The following is a 17,867-nucleotide window of genomic DNA, read 5'->3' as shown; positions in this document are numbered from 1 at the left end:
TGCTGGGGGGCGGGCGCCGCCCTCCCCCCCCCCCCGCCCCGCCTCCCGCGGGGGGGCGCCCCCCCGGCCGCGGCCCCCCCCCCCCACTTCCATGGGCGCGGGGTGGCTCAGACAGTCGTGACGACGTCGTCGTAGGCCAGGCGCGGGGAGCGCGGGAACCAGGCGTCCGGGCCCGGCTTGCCGATGTTGATGACCACGAAGGGAGTGTGGTCGTCGTCCAGGAACTCCTTCTGGAGGCCCGCGAAGTCGACGCCGGTCATCGGGCCGGCGGCGAGGCCGGCGGCGCGGACGCCGATGATGAAGTAGGCGGCCTGGAGGGCGGCGTTCAGGGCGGCGCTGCCCTCGCGCACCGCGCGGTCACCGAAGACGGCGTCCTTGGCCTGCGGGAAGTGCGGGAAGAGCTCCGGCAGCTCCTCGTGGAACTCGTTGTCCGCGGCGAGGATCGCGACCAGGGGGGCGGTGGCGGTCTTCTTCTGGTTGCCCTCGGCCATGTGCTGCACCAGGCGCTCGCGGGCCTCGGGGGAGCGGACCAGAATCACCCGGAGGGGCGACTGGTTCATGGAGGTCGGGCCGTACTTGACCAGGTCGTAGATGGCCTGGACCTGCTCGTCGGTCACCGGCTCGTCGGTGAAGGTGTTGGCGGTGCGGGCCTCGCGGAACAGCAGGTCCTGGGCGCTGGGGTCAAGAACAAGAGACATGACTTCGAACTTCCTGAAGAGCGCGATCCGATGCAATCCGGACCGCGGTCCGGATACGCTGACGGCACGACCATACGCCGGAAAGGTTCAAGCTTCAACAAAGACCCGGAATCTGGTGAGCCGCCTCACAGCCGCCGCCGCGCACCACCCCCTCGCGCCCCCGCACCGCCCGGCCCGCACCCGTGGGTGCCGCCGTCCGGCTCACTGCTCCTCCGTGCCCCCGTCCTCTCCCTCTCCCTCTCCCTCTCCCTCTTCCTCCTCCGCCAGCGCCGCGTCCAGCCGGGCCCGCGCACCCTCCAGCCACCGCCGGCACACCTTGGCCAGTTCCTCGCCCCGCTCCCAGAGCGCGAGGGACTCCTCAAGGCTCGTGCCGCCGGCCTCCAGCCGCCGCACGGTCTCGATCAGCTCGTCCCGCGCCTGCTCGTACGAGAGGGCGGCCTCTTCCGTCCTGCTGCTCATGCCCTGACCTTTCTCATCGACTGGTACGGGACGGCGTCAGCCGTCCACCCGCACCGTGAACTCGCCCTCGGCGACCCGCGCCCGCAACGCCTCGCCCGGCTCGACCTCCCCCGGGTCCCGGACCACATCACCACCGTCCCTCTGCAGCACGGCATACCCCCGCTTCAGCGTGGCGGCGGGGGAGAGGGCCACCACGCGCGCGTGGGTGTGCGTCAGCTCGGAGTCGGCACGGTCGAGCAGATGCCCGAGGGTGCGCCGCGACCGGTCCACCAGCGAGGCGACATGATCGGCCCGCTCGTCGACCATCCGGTGCGGATCCTCCATGACGGGCCGCGCCAGCGCATGCGCCAGCCCTCGCTCCTCCCGCGCCACCAGCCCGTCGACACACCGCCGGGCCCGGTCCCGCAGCATCCGCACCCGCTCCAGCTCCTCGCCGACGTCCGGCACGACCTTCTTGGCGGCGTCGGTGGGCGTGGAGGCGCGCAGGTCGGCCACGTAGTCGAGCAGCGGGGTGTCGGGCTCGTGCCCGATGGCGGACACGACCGGCGTACGGCACTCGGCGACGGCCCGTACCAGCTGCTCGTCGGAGAACGGCAGCAGATCCTCCACGCTGCCACCGCCCCGGGCCACGATGATCACGTCGACGTCCCGGAGCGCGTCGAGCTCCTTCACCGCCTGCACGACCTGCGGTACGGCGTGTACGCCCTGCACCGGCACGTTCCGCACCTCGAAGCGCACCGCGGGCCAGCGGTGCCGGGCGTTCTCCAGGACGTCCCGCTCGGCGGCCGAGGCCCGGCCGCACACCAGACCGATCAGCTGCGGCAGGAACGGCAGCGGCCTCTTCCGCTCGGCGGCGAACAGTCCCTCGGCGGCCAGCGCCTTCTTGAGCGCCTCCAGCCGCGCCAGCAGCTCCCCGACCCCGACCGGCCTTATCTCGGCCGCCCGCAGCGAAAGCTGCCCGCGCGGCGCGTACCACTCCGGTTTCGCGTGGACGACGACCCGCGCACCCTCACCGACGACATCGGCGACCGCGTCGAACACCTGCCGGTAGCAGGTGACGGCGATCGAGATGTCGTACGACGGATCCCGCAGCGTCAGGAACACCACTCCCGCACCCGGCCGCCGGGAGAGCTGGGTGATCTGCCCCTCGACCCACACGGCACCGAGCCGGTCGATCCACCCACCGATCAACCGGGACACCTCGCCGACCGGCACAGGCGCTTCGACAGACGTGTTCAAAGCCATGCGCCGAGAGTAACGGCGCCCACCGACAGGCCCGTCACCCCGCGGCCCGTCACCCCGCGGCCCGCCGCCGCGCGACCGGCACCAGCAGCCCCACCGCCGGCCACACCGCGCCCACCGCCCGCGCCCCGATGTCCACCACCGGCATCCGCTCTGGCGCCATCGGGGCGAAGAACAGCAGCCCGTGGACCACCAGGTCCCGAGAGCCGGGACCGCGCCGCAGCCGGTGCCGTTCGTCGGCCCCTGGCGGGGCGCCGTCGCCGTACCGGTCTCGGACGTCGGTCCCCCCGCCGGGGTGTGCCGCACCCTGCTCCGGTCTGCGGCCGGTCTCCCCGCGATCGTCACCGGGACGCGATCTCCGGCCCCGAACGCGGCCTTACGATGGGTGCCATGACCGCTTCGCCTGGCCGCCGTGTCCTGCTCGCCGCCCCCCGTGGCTACTGCGCGGGTGTGGACCGCGCCGTGATCGCCGTCGAGAAGGCCCTGGAACAGTACGGGGCCCCGATCTATGTCCGGCACGAGATCGTGCACAACAAGTACGTCGTACAGACCCTGGAGAAGAAGGGCGCGGTCTTCGTCGAGCGGACCGAGGAGGTCCCGCCGGGGAACATCGTGATGTTCTCCGCGCACGGCGTCGCCCCCGTCGTCCACGAGGAGGCCCGGCGCGGCCGCCTCGCCTCCATCGACGCGACCTGCCCGCTCGTCACCAAGGTCCACAAGGAAGCCGTCCGCTTCGCCGACGAGGACTACGACATCCTCCTGATCGGCCACGAGGGCCACGAGGAGGTCATCGGCACCTCCGGCGAGGCCCCCGACCACATCCAGCTCGTCGACGGCCCGGCGGACGTGGCCAAGGTCGAGGTCCGCGACGAGTCCAGGGTCGTCTGGCTCTCCCAGACCACGCTCTCCGTCGACGAGACCATGGAGACGGTCGACGCGCTGAAGGAGAAGTTCCCGCAGCTGATCTCGCCGCCGAGCGACGACATCTGCTACGCCACCCAGAACCGCCAGCTCGCCGTGAAGCAGATGGGCGCCGAGGCCGAACTGGTCATCGTGGTCGGCTCCCGCAACTCCTCCAACTCCAAGCGGCTCGTGGAGGTCGCCAAGCTGGCCGGTTCCCGCGCCGCCTACCTGGTCGACTTCGCCGCCGAGATCGACGAGACCTGGCTGGACGGCGTGACCACGGTCGGCGTCACCTCCGGTGCCTCGGTCCCCGAGGTGCTGGTCGAGGAGGTCCTGGAGTGGCTCGCCGAGCGCGGCTACGGCGACGTGGAGATCGTCAAGGCGGCCGAGGAGTCCATCACCTTCTCGCTGCCCAAGGAACTCCGCCGCGACCTGCGCGAAGAGGCGGCCGCCCTGGTCGCCGAGCGAGGCGGCAGCGGCACCGGGGCCTGACGGCACTCGTACGACGGTGTGACCGGGGGCCGTCCGGCGTCGTGACTGTCAGTCGTACGACGTAACGTGGAGCCATGCAGATCTTCGGTGTGGACATTGGTGGTTCCGGGATCAAGGGTGCTCCTGTGGACCTGGACAAGGGCGACCTGGCCCAGGAGCGCTGCAAGGTGCTCACCCCGCAGCCGGCGACGCCCGACGGCGTCGCCGACGGGGTAAAGCAGGTGATCGACCACTTCGGGTGGACCGGCCCGGTCGGGCTGACCTTCCCCGGAGTGATCAGCGACGGCACGCACATCCGTACGGCGGCGAACGTCGACAAGAGCTGGATCGACACCGACGCGCGCACGCTGTTCAGCGACCGGCTCGGCGGCCTGCCGGTGACCGTGGTCAACGACGCGGACGCGGCGGGTGTGGCCGAGATGCAGTTCGGCGCCGGCCGGGACCGCAAGGGCGTGGTCATCCTGCTCACCTTCGGCACCGGCATCGGCAGTGCCCTGTTCACCGACGGCGAGCTGGTCCCCAACACCGAGCTCGGCCACCTGGAGCTGGACGGCCACGACGCCGAGAAGAAGGCGTCCAGCAAGGCCAAGGAGGACAACGACCTCACTTGGGAGCACTGGGCGCGCCGGGTCACCAAGTACCTCGCCCACGTCGAGATGCTGTTCACCCCGGACCTGTTCATCATCGGCGGCGGAGTGAGCCGCAAGGCCGAGAAGTTCCTGCCCCTCATCGAGGGCGTCAAGGCCGAGATCGTGCCGGCCCAGCTGCAGAACAACGCGGGGATCGTGGGCGCGGCGATGCGTGCCGCCCACCACGCCAAGTAGGCACGGGCGGCCGGGGCTCAGCCTCGGCGCCGGCGCCGGATCAGCCGGATCCGGCGGACGATGACGATCACCCCGGCGACCAGCGTGCCGCCGTAGAGCCAGCCGGCCTGCGTGGACAGGGCCGTCACCAGGCCCACCACACCGCCGAGGAATCCGCCGCCGCCGTCGTCGGCGACGGTCAGCAGGCCGGCGGCGAAGGAGATCGGGACGACGACGGGGGCGGTCAGCAGATCGCTCCCGCGCACCCACAGCGCGGTCAGTGCGCACACCGGCAGGGAGAGTACGCCGTACACGGTCAGGGACGCCCCGAACAGCAGGTCGTCCAGGAAGCCGACCAGGAACATCACGGTCACGCAGAACAGGCCGCCGCCGAGACCGGTGAGCCGTGGGCCGGACGGCCGCCCGGGCCAGGCCACGGCCGCCGCTCGGGAGCCCGCCGGGGCGGGCCGCCGCTCGGCCGCCGCCGGCCGGCGTCCGGCCTGCGGCGGCAGGGGCGGGCGGGGGGCCTCACGGCGCTGTCCGTGATGCCGGGGACGGGTCCTGTGATGCTCCACCGGACCAACTTAGGTCGGTTAATGTGCCGAATCGCAGCCCAGACACGCCGAAACCAAGCCGAAGAGGGGAGCGTGTCCAGGTGTTCGACGCGGCCGCCGGTCCGGGCCCCCGAACCCCGTAAACTGGTGGATCGGCCGGCCCGCCGGCACTGGCAGCCTCCGGCTCACACACCCACTCACTACGGGAAGTCGCAACGTGTCGCTCACGATCGGAATCGTCGGCCTGCCCAATGTCGGCAAGTCGACCCTGTTCAACGCCCTGACCAAGAACGACGTGCTCGCGGCCAACTACCCGTTCGCCACGATCGAGCCCAACGTGGGCGTGGTCGGCGTCCCCGACGCCCGCCTGGCCAAGCTGTCCGAGATCTTCTCCTCGCAGCGGATCCTCCCGGCGACGGTGGACTTCGTCGACATCGCGGGCATCGTGCGCGGCGCCTCCGAGGGCGAGGGCCTGGGCAACAAGTTCCTCGCGAACATCCGTGAGTCCGACGCGATCTGCCAGGTCATCCGCGCCTTCAAGGACGAGAACGTCGTGCACGTCGACGGCAAGGTCTCGCCGAAGGACGACATCGAGACGATCAACACCGAGCTGATCCTCGCCGACCTCCAGACGATCGAGAAGGTCCTGCCGCGCCTCCAGAAGGAGTCGCGGATCAAGAAGGACGTGGCGCCCAAGGTCAAGGCCGTCGAGGAGGCCAAGGAGATCCTGGAGAAGGGCGACACCCTGTTCTCCCAGGGCATCCTCCAGGGCTCGGACCGCGCCGAGCTCCTGCACGACCTGCACCTGCTGACCACCAAGCCCTTCCTCTACGTCTTCAACGTCGACGAGGACGAGCTGACCGACGACACCTTCAAGGCCGAGCAGCGCGCCCTGGTCGCCCCCGCCGAGGCGATCTTCCTCAACGCCAAGCTGGAGGCGGACCTCGCGGAGCTCGACGAGGAGGACGCCCTGGAGCTGCTGGAGTCGGTCGGCGCGGAGGAGCCCGGCCTCGCCACCCTGGCCCGCGTCGGCTTCAACACCCTCGGCCTGCAGACCTACCTCACGGCCGGCCCCAAGGAATCCCGCGCCTGGACCATCAAGAAGGGCGCCACGGCCCCCGAGGCGGCCGGTGTCATCCACACCGACTTCCAGAAGGGCTTCATCAAGGCCGAGGTCATCTCCTTCGACGACCTGGTCGAGACCGGCTCGGTCACCGAGGCCCGGGCCAAGGGCAAGGCCCGCATGGAGGGCAAGGAGTACGTCATGCAGGACGGCGACGTGGTGGAGTTCCGCTTCAACGTCTGACGCTATGTCAATGCCTGGGCTCGACCCGCCTGTTGCTGGGTCGGGCACAGCCGTGTGTCCGCAGTGAGTCCTCGATCCCGCGATGCGGTGACAGCGTTTGGCCGGGCGGCGTTGCCGCGACGCGGTCTCAGACTTTGACGACCTCCACGGAAGAGCCGCACAGGAGTGTCAGGTCCTCGGGGTCGGAGGTGAGGACGGTGACCGGTTGGGGCGCGTTGCGGCCGATGGCGGCGAGAGCGGCATCGATGGCGTACTTGTGGCCGTGAAGGTGATGGGCGCGAAGGAGGACGGCGGCCCGGTCGGCGATCTCCTTGGTGACGTCGTGAACGTCGACGCGGGAGAGGACCCACTTGATGCGGGCCGGGTGGATGCGCTCGTAGTCGGCCTCAAGCGTGGTCATGGCGCTGGTGGCGACGCGGATGCCCTCCTCTGCCGCCGCCTGGACCAGGGCCACGACGGTGCGGTCCTTGCGGTAGAGCTTCGAGAGTCCTTCGCTGTCGAGCAGGAGGGTGCCGGGCATCAGGCGGCGGCCCCGCCGGCCTGCCGGTGGTCGTGGCGCAGCAGTGCCCGGGCGGCCTCGACCTCCTGGCGGGTGAGAGCTTCGTTGTCGGTCTCGAAGTCGGCGACGATCTCCCGCAGCTTGTCCATGGCGACCTTCTGTTCGAGAGCCTCGGCGACGTAGGCGGAGAAGCCGCCGGGTCCGACGTGGGCCCGTACAGCCTCGGCGAGGTCCTCAGGCAGGCTGATCGAGTACTTCCTACTACTACTCATGGTGCCGATCCTACCGGCGGTCGTAAGTCTGGAGGTATGAATGACTGCACCAAGGTTCGGTCGATCCGCAGGGAGCTGTGAACGCCCGTCGAGGCCAGGTGTGGGCGGTGGGAAGATGCGGGGAGGGACGCAGAGGGGCGGGAAGCGTGGGGCGTGGGGAGCGGGACACAGTCGCGAGGGGAGCGCGACTGTATGAGGCGGCGCAGGCAGTGGTCGGTGACCACGGAAGGGCAGTGGAGGCGGTAAGGGCGGCCCTGAAGCCGATCCACGATGCGGCGGTGAAGCGGGAGCTCGACGCCATTCCCGTCGCCCGGCTGCAGGACGTCACCGAAGGGCGGCTGCGGCTGGGGAGCGTCGAGAAGAGCGGACTGCGCACCCTGGGCAGTGTTCTCGAAGCGGGCCCCTATCGGCTGCGGCAGATTCCCGGTGTCGGGCAGCGCACCGTCGACCAGATGCTCGCCGCCGCCCGCCGGCTCTCCGAGGCTGTGCACGAGACCGTGGCTGTCCACATCGACGTGGACCGGCCGGAACCGCGCACCACCGCGCTCGTCATGGCCCTGCACGTCCTGGTGGAGGCGGGCCCGGACGCCCGGCGTGCGGTCGACAAGGCCACCGCCCTGGCGGAACGGCTCGGTCCGTTGCTGGCCGACGCGAGGCCCGCGGCCGGAAGGGTCAGGATGCTTCTGGCCGGCCGGGAGAAGAAGGCTCGCGCGTGGGCGGCGGTCGCCGAGACCCGGTCGCTGGTGGACGAGGCAGAGCAGGCCGGCCTGCCCGAGCTGCTCGCCCAGGCGTCGGTGGACCTGCTCCGGGGGCTCTCGTCCGACGTCGCGGCCTGGGTGGACTTCGAACTCCGCTCCGCCGAGTACTACAGCCTGCTCACCGAGATCTCCGGGCGGCTGCCGGACGCGGCTGCCGCGGAGGGCTTTCTGCCGGACGAGATCGCGGAGCGGGTACGGACCCAGCACCTCGACGACACGCACCGGCGGGTCTCCCTACGCGGTTACCAGGCATTCGGTGCACGGTTCGCGCTTGCGCAGCGCAAGGTGATACTCGGCGACGAGATGGGCCTCGGGAAGACCATCCAGGCGATCGCCGTCCTCGCCCACCTCGCAGCCGAGGGGCAGAGTCACTTCATGGTCGTCTGCCCGGCGAGCGTCCTCGTGAACTGGACTCGGGAGATCGAGGCCCGCAGCGCCCTTCGCGTCATGGTGCTCCATGGCCCCGACCGGCACTACGCGTTCGCCGACTGGAAGGGGCGGGGCGGGGTGGGGGTGACCACGTTCGACGCACTGCGCGGATTTCCGGCGCCGGGCGGCGGGGAGGTCGGACTCCTCGTCGTCGACGAAGCGCACTCCGTGAAGAACCCGAAGACCAAGCGGTCTCAGTCGGTCGCCCTGTGGACGGAGCGCTGTGAGCGCAGCCCGTTCATGACCGGGACCCCGATGGAGAACCGGGTCGTGGAGTTCCGCAACTTGGTCCAGATGCTCGACGGAGACGTCGCGGACTCCCTCCGGGAACGGGACGCGTTGGCCGGATCGGTCGCCTTCCGCAAGGCTGTGGCCCCGGTCTATCTGCGGCGCAACCAGGAGGACGTGCTGACGGAACTCCCGAGCCTTCAGCAGACCGACGAGTGGGAGGAGCTGAGCGCTTCGGACGAGGAGGCGTACCGCGAAGCCGTGCGCGCGGGCAACTTCATGGCCATGCGCAGGGCCTCGTACATGCGTCCCGAGAAGTCGGCCAAGCTGGACCGGCTTTGGGAGATCGTTCAGGAGGCCGGCGAGAACGGGCAGAAGACGGTGGTCTTCTCCAACTTCAAGGACGTACTGGGCGTGGTGAAGGAGGCCCTCGCGGCCGGAACCGCCAGGGCCACTCCGGTGTTCGGTCCGCTGACCGGCGGCGTCCCGGCACAGCGTCGCCAGGAGATCGTCGACGACTTCGCCGCTGTCCAGGGCCCGGCGGGGCTCCCTCATGGTCTTCGAGCGGGGGCCCTGGGTGGTGGGCGGATCGGGGAGCAATGCGGGACGGGCCCTTCGTTCTCCGGCAGCCCGTCCCGCTGGGGTGTGACTACCGGGTGCGGGTGATCGACTTGTGCTCGACGTAGCCGGTCAGACCGACCTTGCCGTACTCGCGGCCGAGGCCGCTGGCCTTGTAGCCGCCGAAGGGGCCGTCGAAGCTGATCGGTGATCCGTTCAGCGTGACTGTGCCGGTGCGCAGCCGTCGGGCGGTGGCCAGGGCGCGGTCGGGATCCGAGGTCCAGATACCGCCGGACAGGCCGTACTCGGAGTCGTTGGCGATGCGGACGGCATCGTCATCGTCGTCGTAGGCGATGACGACCAGAACCGGGCCGAAAATCTCCTCCTGCGCGATGCGCATGCTGTTGTCGACGTCGGCGAACACGGTGGGGGTGACGTAGTTGCCCTTCTCCAGGCCTTCGGGGACGTGCGGGCCGCCGGTCACCAGACGCGCGCCGTCCTCGATACCGATGTTGATGTAGTCGATGACGCGCTGCTGCTGGTCACGGCGGATCATCGGGCCGATGAAAGTGTCGGGGGCGGAGGGGTCGCCGACCTTCAGTGACTCGACCATCTCCTTCACCGCGGTCACGACCTCCTCGTAACGGCTGCGGGGGGCCAGGATACGGGTCTGCAGGATGCACGCCTCACCGTTGTTGCCCAGGGAGCCGAACCGCAGACCTTGCATTGCGGCCGTAAGGTCCGCGTCGTCCAGGATCAGCGAGGCGGACTTGCCGCCCAGCTCCAGGCCCACCCGCTTCAGCTGCTCGCCGGCGATGGAGGCGATACGGCGGCCGGCCCGCGTCGAACCGGTGAAGGAGATCTTGTCCACCCCGGCGTGCGAGACGAGGTACTCGCTGGTCTGACGGTCTGCCGGAAGGACGCTGAGCACGCCCTCGGGCAGGCCGGCCTCATGCCAGAGGTCCGCCAGCAGGGCCATGCTCAGCGAGTTCTCCGGGGAGACCTTCAGCACGACGGTGTTACCGGCCAACAGGGCCGGGACCAGCTTGGCGGTGGCGGCGGAAAACGGCGAGTTCCACGGTATGACCGCGGCGACCACACCGATTGCCTCACGGCGCACGATGGTGTCGAAGGTCACTGACGGGTCGGACGGCGCGACGACCTCTTCCCAGCCGAACTCTTCGGCCGCTTTGAGGTAGGCGTTGACCTGGCGGGTCAGAAAGGGCTGGCCGACCTTGGTGAACCAGCCGGCGGAACCGTTCTCCGCGGAGATCGCCGCGGCAATCTCGTCGGCGCGGGCGGTACGCAGCGCGTCGTAACGACGCACGACTTCCTGACGTTCTGCCGGCGTGGTGTGTGGCCACGGACCGTGGTCGAAGGCGGCGCGGGCCGCGGTGACGGCCTTGTCCACGTCGGCCGGCGCGGCCTGCGCCACGCGGCCGAGCACTGACTGGTCGTGCGGGGAGAGGATGTCGAGCGTCAGCTCCGGAGCGCTGGGAGAAACCCAGGAACCACCGATGTACAGATTGTCGCGCACAGTCATGTCTGTCATTCCTTCAAGTGCAATGGCGGATAAGGAAGAAGGAGGGAGATGTGGGGCACGCATCGCCGGTGTGCACCCCGATCGGTGCTGCGCCGGCGGACGAGCTGCGGGTGCGGTCGGGGCTACGTTGCCGTCGGTCGTGGTCGCACGCTCTGGGGCGTGCGCCCGGCAGCGCGCAGAAGTTCGTTGTGGTGATGTCGCCAGCAGTCGGGCAGGGGCGGACGCGGCCCGGGCGGCTGACCCGTGGAGCGCTCCCGGTCAGCCCTTTTCGGGTGGGCGGACCATTTGGGCGACCGCGGAGTCGGCGAAATCGCCGAGTCCGTCGCGGTCGGTGGACATGCTGAGCTCACGCCACTGCGCGTCCTCCACAGCGCGTGCCCGGGCGATCTGCGGGGCGAGCCAGGCCGCGTCGGAGCCCAGAAGAAGCCGCGTCGGCGGGGCCGGCTCCTCGGTGAGGCGCAGGATCACGGTGGCCATCTTGGCCGGGTCACCACGCTGCACGTCGGGGTTGTTGCCGTAGGTTCGGGCGAAGGCGCCGACTGTTTCTTCGTACTCGTCGTGGATGTCCGGTGCCGGTATCGGGGCGGCCGCCCAGGGGGTGCGGATGCCGCCCGGCTCCACCAGCGTGACGCGGATCCCGATGGGGCCGACCTCACGCGCGAGGATCTCGGTGAACCCGCCCAGCGCCCACTTCGACGACTGGTAGGCGCCCAGACCGGGCTGGTTGCGCCGGCCTCCGATGGTGGAGAGGTTGATGATGCTGCCCGAACGACGCGGGCGCATCACCGGAAGCACGGCGCGGACCGTGTTGACCGCGCCGAAAAAATTGACGTTCACATCGCGGTGGAACTCGTCCTCGGACGTGTCCTCGATCGAGCCGATACTTCGTACGCCGGCGCTGTTCACGAGCACGTCGACGGCTCCGAACTCGGCGACCGCGTGGGCGACCGCGTCACGCGCGGAGGCCGGGTCGGTCACGTCCAGGGCGTGTACGCGCAGCCGGTCACGGTGCTCGTGGGGGACGGGCACCGTGTCGGGTGCCAGGTCGGTCGCCACGACGTTGTGGCCGGCGGCGAGCGCCGCCGCGACGACACGGCCGCCCAAGCCCCCGGCGGCACCGGCTATCAGAAAGGTCTTGGTCATTGTTTCTCGCCTCTACTGGGAATCGGTGGCCTACCCGGCGGAGCGGGGCAGTCGGTTGGCGCGGGAGGTCCGGGCTACGGGCGGCCCGGGGATCCGGTGCTTCGATCACCCCGCCGCCGCGCCCGCACGGTGCCGTCAGGTGGTGGGGTAGTCCGTGGAACGGCTGACCGCGGCCCACTTTTTGGCCTCGGCCAGACGGCCTTCCTCCGAGCTGATCGCGATCCCCAGGGCATCGCTGCCGAGCAGCAGCCGGCGCGGGGGCTCCTCGGCATTCACGGCGCCGGTGATCGCGCGGGCCATGCGGTCCGGGTCGCCGGGCTCGTTGCCGGCGTAGTCCGCGAACCGGGCCAGCCACAGGCCCACGGTCTCCTCGTAGTCGGGGGTTATGGGACCGGAAGGCTCCGCCGCACCCGCGGCCCAGCCGGTGCGGATGCCGCCCGGCTCGACGATGGTGACGTTGACACCGAACGGTGCCACCTCGTTCGCCAATGCCTCGGAGAACCCCTCGACGGCGAACTTCGCGGTCTGGTAGGCGCTCAGGCCCGGCGTACCACCCACACGTCCGCCGATTGAGGAGATCTGCACGATGTGCCCGGACCGCTGGTGGCGCATGACAGGAAGGACCGCCCGGGTCATGTTGACCACGCCGTACAGATTGGTATCGATCTGCGCGCGGAACTCATCCTCGGGGAAGTCCTCGATCGAGCCGCTGGTGGCGTAACCGGCGTTGTTGACGACTACGTCAACCGATCCGAACCGCTCCACCGCCGTGGCCACCACGTCCCGGGACTGGGAAGAGGATGTGACGTTCAGCGCCACCGCCTCCAGTTGGTCCGGGTGCTCGGTCCTCAGAGAAGCCAGCGCCTCTGGCCTGCGGGAAGTCACCACAACGTTGTCGCCGGCCTCCAGGGCCGCGAGCACCAGAGCCTTACCCAGGCCCTGCGAGCCCCCCGTGATCAGCCAAGTCCGTGCCATGACGCGTGCCTCGTTTCGTCACTTGTTCACCACCCCGAACGGGACAGCAACTCCAACGTAGACGAAATCGCCTTAATTGCAACAAGGATGATGCGGTAATTAGTAGTATTGCATCTCACAACGGGATGCTCGGCATCTAAGTGGAGCTCCTGAGTAGAATGGCAAGATCATGAGAGCTGACGCCGCGCGTAATCTGACTGCCGTCCTCCATGCCGGAGCTCAGCTCCTGGCCGAGGACCCTGGCACCTCCATGGCGGCCATCGCCAGTGCCGCGGGGGTGGACCGGACCACCGTCCACCGTCGTTTCGCAAACCGTGAAGTCCTGCTCAGCGCCGTTTTCCAGGCCAAGCTCGACTCCGCCGAACGCGTTCTGGACGAAGCCCGTCTGGTGGAGGCCCCCCTGCCGGTCGCCCTCCACCGCTACCTGGAGGGGATCATCCCCGTCAGCCGCGAATGGCCGGTCGACACGCGCCTCATGATGCAGAAAGACCCCGCCGCCCGGGTCCGCCGACAGGAGCAGAGTGCGCGCCTCGACGCCTTCATCCGCCGCGCGTTGGACGAGGGCTACCTGCGCGCCGACGTTGACGCGGCGTGGGCGCGGACGATCCTGGACGAACTCGTCGACACTGTCGCCCACCGGTTCCCCGACCTGGAACCTCCTCAGGCCGCCGATCTTGTCGCCGCCACCTTCCTGAACGGCCTCGGCACGACCTGACACCTCACCCACCGCGGAACAGGGCGAGCGCCGAACACGCGACACCGCTACCCGGCCGACCTGATGCGATCCTGGCCTGCGATCACGCCGTGTCGTCTGTGTCGGTCTTGCCCTCGCCGCGGTAGCCCTTGGGGCCTCAAGGAGCTGACCGACTCCGAAGGCACCGTCCACCGCGCCAAGACGGTGATCGTCGCCACCGGCTCCCGCCACCGCAAGCTCGGACTGCCGGGTGAGGAGGATCTGTCGGGGCGCGGGGTGTCTTGGTGCGCGACGTGCGACGGCTTCTTCTTCCGTGACCGGGACATCGTCGTGGTCGGCGGCGAGGACACCGCCATGGAAGAAGCGACCTTCCTGACCCGCTTCGCCCGCTCGGTGTCGATCGTGCACCGCCGCAGCCGCCTGCGAGCCTCGCAGGTGATGCAGAGCCGCGCATTCGCCGACGACAAGATCTCCTTCGCCTTCGACCGTGAGATCGCCGAACTCCACGAGAGCAGCGGCATGCTCGCCGGAGTGACGCTGCGCGATGTCTTCACCGAGGAGATCCGCCGCCTGGACGTGACCGGACTGTTCATCGCGATCGGGCACGACCCCCGCACTGAGCTCTTCGCCGACCAGCTCGACCTCGACTCAGAGGGTTACATCACCGTCCAAGCCCCACCACCCGCACCGGCATCCCCGGGGTGTTCGCCGTCGGTGACGTCGTCGACCACTCCTACCGCCAAGCCATCACCGCGGCCGGCACCGGCTGCGCCGCCGCCATGGACGCCGAGCGCTACCTCGCCGGCATCGGCGACGCGTCTGCGGCCAGCGAGCCGGCCCAGGCAATGGCCTGACCCGAGGACTCACGGTACCGCCGGTATGGCTCCTTCGCGTACCGCCGGCGCGGCCGTTCGGACCTGAGGCTGGAACGGTGAGAGCCGATGATGGTAGGCCCGGACTGCCTGCGGAGGGCAGGCGGTCCGCAGGCAGTCCGCAGAACGCTCGTAGACCCCGGTCGAAAGCCGACGCATGGCAACACCAGAGTGCCTGGTCAGAGCCGTGATCGGCGCCCCGCCGCAGGTCAGATTCGACCTGGATACGTTCCGCTTCAACGTCTGACCCCGGCGTTACCGTGCGCCAGGCGATTCGCCAAGAACGCAGGTCAAAAGGGGCCGGTCTCTCGGAAGCCCGGCCCCTTCCGTGTGCCTCCGCTGACTTGGTGCCGCCTTCAGTCGTGCTGCGATGGGGTGAGCTTGTCGAGATCCAGTCTGATTCTGAAGGGCACGGGACGCTTGAGGGTGCCCCGGAAGATGCCTGCGGGTGCGTAGACGCCAGTCGGTTCGTCGAGTTCGTAGACGTGCACGACGGGGGCCCCGTCTTCGTCCTCGATACACCAGTAGTGGGGGATGCCGGCCTCCGCGTACTTGCGCAGCTTGACCGTACGGTCCCGGTGCGCGGACTCGGGTGAGACGACCTCGATGACGAGCCGCACCTCGTCCGGCGCGAACCAGGTACGGTCTCCGTCGTAGTCGGCCGTCGTCAGCAGCAGGTCCGGCTCAGGCCGGTTACGCTCGTCGAGCCTTATGGTCATCTCACGGCCGACCCTGACATCGCCGGGCGCCTGCTCCATGAGAGCGACGGTGAGCATGGTGACGAGGTGGCCGTGCCACCACCTCTGCGGCGACATCATGAAGACAAGCGCTCCGTCGATCAGCTCGGTGTGGCGTGGTGCCTCGGGGAGGCGGTCCAGGTCCTCCGCGAGCCAGCCTTCCTCGCGCGGCGGGCGCATCCAGTCGGGCAGTGCGGTCATGGGTCAACCGTAGCCACTCGGCGAGACCCGGGCCACGAGACAGTCAGCGCGCGGCCCCCCGTCCGCGGGACTGCGAGCGGGGCCCGCCCCCGCACTGCTCCTCCTGTGCGGAGTGGCTGAGTCCAGATGGGACTCGATCCGCCTTGTCCACCTGGTCACGGTTGACGCGATCGCCATCCTTCGCGGCGACTCGCGCGTCGGCCGGTGTCGGGCCGGTCGGTCGCTGTTCAGAATCCCGGCTGAAGCATGGTGAACCGGACCTGTTCCGCGAGGGCCAGACGGGCGCCCGCCTCGGCCACCGTTCGGGCGGCCAGCGTTGCCTCGGCGAGCCTGGCGGGCAGCGCCTCGGCGAACTTGAACCACGCACGGCACGTCCGTCGATCTCGGGCAGGCCGAGGCCTTCCTCTGCCTGTGCCATGGCGTTCGCCCAACCGGGGCCTTCCACAACTGCCCGAACGAGGAGGACCGCACGGCCGCCGCGCTCAGGGCTCCCTCACCCTGGTCCCAGCCGGTCCGCAGCGAGTCCACCGACGCGGTGGTCTCGCCGGCCCGCGCCTGCGAGACGCCCACGCCGATCAGTCCCGCCGTCAGCGCGCCCGTCACCGCGAGCGCCGTTCCGCGCCACCGGGTCCTTGTCCTCGATATGCCGCCGCGTCTGTCATCACCCACGACGAAAACCCCCTCCGATGCCCGGTACATGAAGCCCCCGCGACCGCGCATCAAATCACACGTTCGACCCCATGTGAGGGGGTTGCCCCTTCTCCTTCGGACGGCCTCTCGCGACGCGCATGCGGACAACTCCCGTGCCGTGCGGAGCCGCCCCGGCGCGCGGGCTTTTCACAGGGAGCTTTGGGGCTTCTGTGTGCTGGTCCGGCGTTTCGGACCGTCGGCCCAGGGGGCCGGGGCGCGTCGGCCGGCTCGGCCGGCCGTTCCCGTCGCGGTGGCGTCAGGCGTCCGGCCGCTCACCGGCATCGGCGGACGGTCCTGGCGTTCGACGGCCCTGACGTGCCGGTCGAACTCCGTGGTCCCCTGGCGCGGGACTCGCCGCACCTCGCTCCGGCCCGGGCGGGGCTCGCCGGAGCGGTACCGCCAACGCCCCCTGCGGGTAGACATGTTGACCCTGTGAAACCCGAAGGAGTGAACTCTGTTACTGGAGTTGACGGTGGTAGCATTCCGCCGTCTGCGACCTTGATCCACTTTTGCTCAGACCCAGCGTCTGGACGCGGTCAGCTCTCCGCATCAAGCAGCCATGCAGTGCCCCGGACGGGTTGCGGATCCTTGCGAGGCGTACCCCCTTGACGCCCACATGCCACGCGCCGGGAAAGGTTTCCATGACTCAAGACGTGCTTCTTTGGTGCCTGGTTGCGATAGCGGTGATAGCCATAGCCGCAGTCGTGGCTCTGATGCTCCGCAGCAGAGCCCTGGGGAGGAGGAAGAGGGAGTCCGAGGCGGCGCTGGAGGCGCGGCTGCGGTATGCCCAGGGCGAACTCGACCGCGCACAGGGCGACCTGGTGAAGCTGCGGGACGAGCAGGACGGTGTCATCCGTGAGGCCGAGCAGGCCGCCGAGGAGAACACCAAGGCGGTCCTCAAGGGCGCCGCACGCTTCCTGCAGAGCCTCGCGGCCGAGCAGACCACCCTGCTGGACGGGGTCCAGCGTGAGTACGGCGGCCACGCGGTCCTCACCGACCTGATGGACATCACCCACGCCAATGCCCAGATGGCCCGCAAGGCGCAGGGCATCGCGGTCATGTGCGGCGCGCCGCTGGGCCGCCGCAACCAGCCCGCCAGCGTCTACGACGTCGTCCGCAGCGCCCAGGGCCAGATCCGCAACTTCCAGCGGGTCGAGATCATGCAGCCGAGCGGTATCGCGCTGAAGGCCTCCGCCGTCGCGCCGGTCGCCCTGGCCGTCGCCGAACTCCTCGACAACGCCGCCAGCTTCTCCCAGGCGGACGCTCCGATCGAGGTCACGTTCCGGCAGGTCCAGAAGAACCTGTGCATCGTCATCGACGACGCCGGCGTCGGCATGGGCGACGAGGACCGGCAGCGGGCGAGTGCCCTGCTGTCCGGCGAGAACGTACCCCGGCTGTCCCAGCTGGGCACCCAGCCGAAGTTCGGCTTCCCGGTGATCGGCCTGATCGCCCGTCAGCACGGTTTCACGGTGGATGTCACCGGCGTCTCCCGGTACGGCGGCGTGCGAGCCGTCGTCCTGCTGCCCGAGGAGCTGTGGACCATGGAGGAGACCCTGCCGCCGGCCGCCGAGGCCCCCGTGAGCAGCATCCGGCCGGTGGAGACCGGCAAGCCGGCGCGTACCGCGGGCGGGCTGCCGAAGCGCGGCTCCCGCATGTCGCCCACAGGCACCTCCAGCGGCGCGGAACAGGCGCCCCGGCGAAGTGTCCGGCGCGGCCCCGGCAGCCTGGCAGCCCTGCAGCGCGGCACCCAGACCGCGCGCGACGCGGCCTCCCTTGACGCCCCGACGCCCGGAGGGTCCGAGAACGCATGA

At 69.9% G+C, this 17,867-nt stretch carries 17 protein-coding genes and 1 pseudogene; 7 read left to right on the top strand and 11 right to left on the bottom strand.

The window, feature by feature from the left end:
• Positions 1-107 precede the first annotated feature (107 nt).
• The 4 genes from ACFXI4_RS27945 to ACFXI4_RS27930 all read right to left on the bottom strand — a co-directional run bounded on the left by ACFXI4_RS27945 (position 108) and on the right by ACFXI4_RS27930 (position 2,592).
• Complete coding sequence (locus ACFXI4_RS27945; RefSeq protein ID WP_384995982.1) at positions 108-698, bottom strand: malonic semialdehyde reductase; 591 nt, start codon at positions 696-698, stop codon at positions 108-110.
• 201 nt (positions 699-899) lie between these two features.
• Complete coding sequence (locus ACFXI4_RS27940; RefSeq protein ID WP_384995980.1) at positions 900-1,157, bottom strand: exodeoxyribonuclease VII small subunit; 258 nt, start codon at positions 1,155-1,157, stop codon at positions 900-902.
• A 36-nt stretch (positions 1,158-1,193) separates the two neighbouring features.
• Positions 1,194-2,402: an exodeoxyribonuclease VII large subunit gene (gene xseA, locus ACFXI4_RS27935; protein WP_384995978.1), complete on the bottom strand. Its 1,209-nt coding sequence runs from the start codon at positions 2,400-2,402 to the stop codon at positions 1,194-1,196.
• A 49-nt stretch (positions 2,403-2,451) separates the two neighbouring features.
• Complete coding sequence (locus ACFXI4_RS27930) at positions 2,452-2,592, bottom strand: hypothetical protein (protein ID WP_384995975.1); 141 nt, start codon at positions 2,590-2,592, stop codon at positions 2,452-2,454.
• 188 nt (positions 2,593-2,780) lie between these two features.
• Between ACFXI4_RS27930 and ACFXI4_RS27925 the strand changes: the two genes are divergently transcribed.
• Together ACFXI4_RS27925 and ppgK are read left to right on the top strand one after the other, a co-directional pair.
• Positions 2,781-3,794, top strand: a complete 1,014-nt coding sequence (locus tag ACFXI4_RS27925; protein WP_362731062.1) for a 4-hydroxy-3-methylbut-2-enyl diphosphate reductase — start codon at positions 2,781-2,783, stop codon at positions 3,792-3,794.
• Positions 3,795-3,868: 74 nt separating this feature from the next.
• Positions 3,869-4,618: a polyphosphate--glucose phosphotransferase gene (gene ppgK / locus ACFXI4_RS27920; RefSeq protein ID WP_362731061.1), complete on the top strand. Its 750-nt coding sequence runs from the start codon at positions 3,869-3,871 to the stop codon at positions 4,616-4,618.
• A gap of 17 nt (positions 4,619-4,635) precedes the next feature.
• Here ppgK and ACFXI4_RS27915 read toward each other — a convergent pair whose 3' ends face one another.
• Positions 4,636-5,172 (bottom strand): DUF6542 domain-containing protein, encoded by a 537-nt coding sequence (locus ACFXI4_RS27915; RefSeq protein ID WP_384995972.1) that lies wholly within the window; start codon positions 5,170-5,172, stop codon positions 4,636-4,638.
• Between the two features lie 196 nt (positions 5,173-5,368).
• Between ACFXI4_RS27915 and ychF the strand changes: the two genes are divergently transcribed.
• Positions 5,369-6,457 (top strand): redox-regulated ATPase YchF, encoded by a 1,089-nt coding sequence (ychF, locus tag ACFXI4_RS27910; RefSeq protein WP_362732658.1) that lies wholly within the window; start codon positions 5,369-5,371, stop codon positions 6,455-6,457.
• Positions 6,458-6,584: 127 nt separating this feature from the next.
• Here the strand turns inward: ychF and ACFXI4_RS27905 are convergent, their stop codons facing one another.
• Entirely contained in the window at positions 6,585-6,977 is a 393-nt protein-coding gene (locus tag ACFXI4_RS27905) for a type II toxin-antitoxin system VapC family toxin (protein ID WP_384995969.1), read from the bottom strand.
• Entirely contained in the window at positions 6,977-7,228 is a 252-nt protein-coding gene (locus tag ACFXI4_RS27900; RefSeq protein WP_384995968.1) for a hypothetical protein, read from the bottom strand. Before ACFXI4_RS27900 ends, ACFXI4_RS27905 begins: the two co-directional genes overlap by 1 nt.
• Before the next feature lie 146 nt (positions 7,229-7,374).
• On the opposite strand from ACFXI4_RS27900, the gene ACFXI4_RS27895 reads away from it, so the two are divergent.
• The gene (locus tag ACFXI4_RS27895) at positions 7,375-9,309 is read left to right on the top strand and encodes a DEAD/DEAH box helicase (RefSeq protein ID WP_384995966.1); all 1,935 of its coding nucleotides are present in this window, start codon (positions 7,375-7,377) and stop codon (positions 9,307-9,309) included.
• Here ACFXI4_RS27895 and ACFXI4_RS27890 read toward each other — a convergent pair.
• From ACFXI4_RS27890 to ACFXI4_RS27880, 3 genes are all read right to left on the bottom strand, one after another.
• Positions 9,293-10,744 carry an aldehyde dehydrogenase gene (locus ACFXI4_RS27890; RefSeq protein WP_384996269.1) on the bottom strand — a complete coding sequence of 484 codons (1,452 nt, stop codon included), beginning with the start codon at positions 10,742-10,744 and terminating at the stop codon, positions 9,293-9,295. The genes ACFXI4_RS27895 and ACFXI4_RS27890 overlap by 17 nt on opposite strands.
• A gap of 258 nt (positions 10,745-11,002) precedes the next feature.
• A complete protein-coding gene (locus tag ACFXI4_RS27885; RefSeq protein ID WP_384995963.1) occupies positions 11,003-11,887 on the bottom strand; it encodes an SDR family NAD(P)-dependent oxidoreductase in 885 nt (294 codons plus the stop codon).
• A 135-nt stretch (positions 11,888-12,022) separates the two neighbouring features.
• Positions 12,023-12,862, bottom strand: a complete 840-nt coding sequence (locus ACFXI4_RS27880) for an oxidoreductase (protein ID WP_384995960.1) — start codon at positions 12,860-12,862, stop codon at positions 12,023-12,025.
• Positions 12,863-13,031: 169 nt separating this feature from the next.
• Between ACFXI4_RS27880 and ACFXI4_RS27875 the strand changes: the two genes are divergently transcribed.
• Together ACFXI4_RS27875 and ACFXI4_RS27870 are read left to right on the top strand one after the other, a co-directional pair.
• Entirely contained in the window at positions 13,032-13,577 is a 546-nt protein-coding gene (locus ACFXI4_RS27875; RefSeq protein WP_328887301.1) for a helix-turn-helix domain-containing protein, read from the top strand.
• A 135-nt stretch (positions 13,578-13,712) separates the two neighbouring features.
• Positions 13,713-14,410 (top strand): annotated as a pseudogene (locus ACFXI4_RS27870) (NAD(P)/FAD-dependent oxidoreductase); the annotation flags it as partial.
• Between the two features lie 374 nt (positions 14,411-14,784).
• Here ACFXI4_RS27870 and ACFXI4_RS27865 read toward each other — a convergent pair.
• Positions 14,785-15,366, bottom strand: coding sequence for a Uma2 family endonuclease (locus ACFXI4_RS27865; protein ID WP_384995956.1), 582 nt, complete (start codon positions 15,364-15,366; stop codon positions 14,785-14,787).
• Positions 15,367-16,769: 1,403 nt separating this feature from the next.
• On the opposite strand from ACFXI4_RS27865, the gene ACFXI4_RS27860 reads away from it, so the two are divergent.
• The gene (locus ACFXI4_RS27860; protein WP_384996267.1) at positions 16,770-17,867 is read left to right on the top strand and encodes an ATP-binding protein; all 1,098 of its coding nucleotides are present in this window, start codon (positions 16,770-16,772) and stop codon (positions 17,865-17,867) included.

Origin of the sequence: Streptomyces sp. NPDC059224, from assembly GCF_042754285.1 — a bacterium.
Classification (GTDB): domain Bacteria; phylum Actinomycetota; class Actinomycetes; order Streptomycetales; family Streptomycetaceae; genus Streptomyces.
The sequence above is the reverse complement of the archived record's forward strand: the minus strand, read 5'-3'. Positions and strand labels throughout refer to the sequence as shown.

Excerpts from the sequence above, each read along its gene's own strand:
- ppgK (WP_362731061.1), top strand. The coding sequence starts at position 3,869 with ATGCAGATCTTCGGTGTGGACATTGGTGGTTCCGGGATCAAGGGTGCT.
- ACFXI4_RS27885 (WP_384995963.1), bottom strand. The coding sequence starts at position 11,887 with ATGACCAAGACCTTTCTGATAGCCGGTGCCGCCGGGGGCTTGGGCGGC.
- ACFXI4_RS27905 (WP_384995969.1), bottom strand. The coding sequence starts at position 6,977 with ATGCCCGGCACCCTCCTGCTCGACAGCGAAGGACTCTCGAAGCTCTAC.
- ACFXI4_RS27925 (WP_362731062.1), top strand. The coding sequence starts at position 2,781 with ATGGGTGCCATGACCGCTTCGCCTGGCCGCCGTGTCCTGCTCGCCGCC.
- ACFXI4_RS27860 (WP_384996267.1), top strand. The coding sequence starts at position 16,770 with ATGCTCCGCAGCAGAGCCCTGGGGAGGAGGAAGAGGGAGTCCGAGGCG.
- xseA (WP_384995978.1), bottom strand. The coding sequence starts at position 2,402 with ATGGCTTTGAACACGTCTGTCGAAGCGCCTGTGCCGGTCGGCGAGGTG.
- ACFXI4_RS27940 (WP_384995980.1), bottom strand. The coding sequence starts at position 1,157 with ATGAGCAGCAGGACGGAAGAGGCCGCCCTCTCGTACGAGCAGGCGCGG.
- ACFXI4_RS27890 (WP_384996269.1), bottom strand. The coding sequence starts at position 10,744 with ATGACTGTGCGCGACAATCTGTACATCGGTGGTTCCTGGGTTTCTCCC.
- ACFXI4_RS27875 (WP_328887301.1), top strand. The coding sequence starts at position 13,032 with ATGAGAGCTGACGCCGCGCGTAATCTGACTGCCGTCCTCCATGCCGGA.
- ACFXI4_RS27900 (WP_384995968.1), bottom strand. The coding sequence starts at position 7,228 with ATGAGTAGTAGTAGGAAGTACTCGATCAGCCTGCCTGAGGACCTCGCC.
- ACFXI4_RS27865 (WP_384995956.1), bottom strand. The coding sequence starts at position 15,366 with ATGACCGCACTGCCCGACTGGATGCGCCCGCCGCGCGAGGAAGGCTGG.
- ACFXI4_RS27945 (WP_384995982.1), bottom strand. The coding sequence starts at position 698 with ATGTCTCTTGTTCTTGACCCCAGCGCCCAGGACCTGCTGTTCCGCGAG.
- ACFXI4_RS27880 (WP_384995960.1), bottom strand. The coding sequence starts at position 12,862 with ATGGCACGGACTTGGCTGATCACGGGGGGCTCGCAGGGCCTGGGTAAG.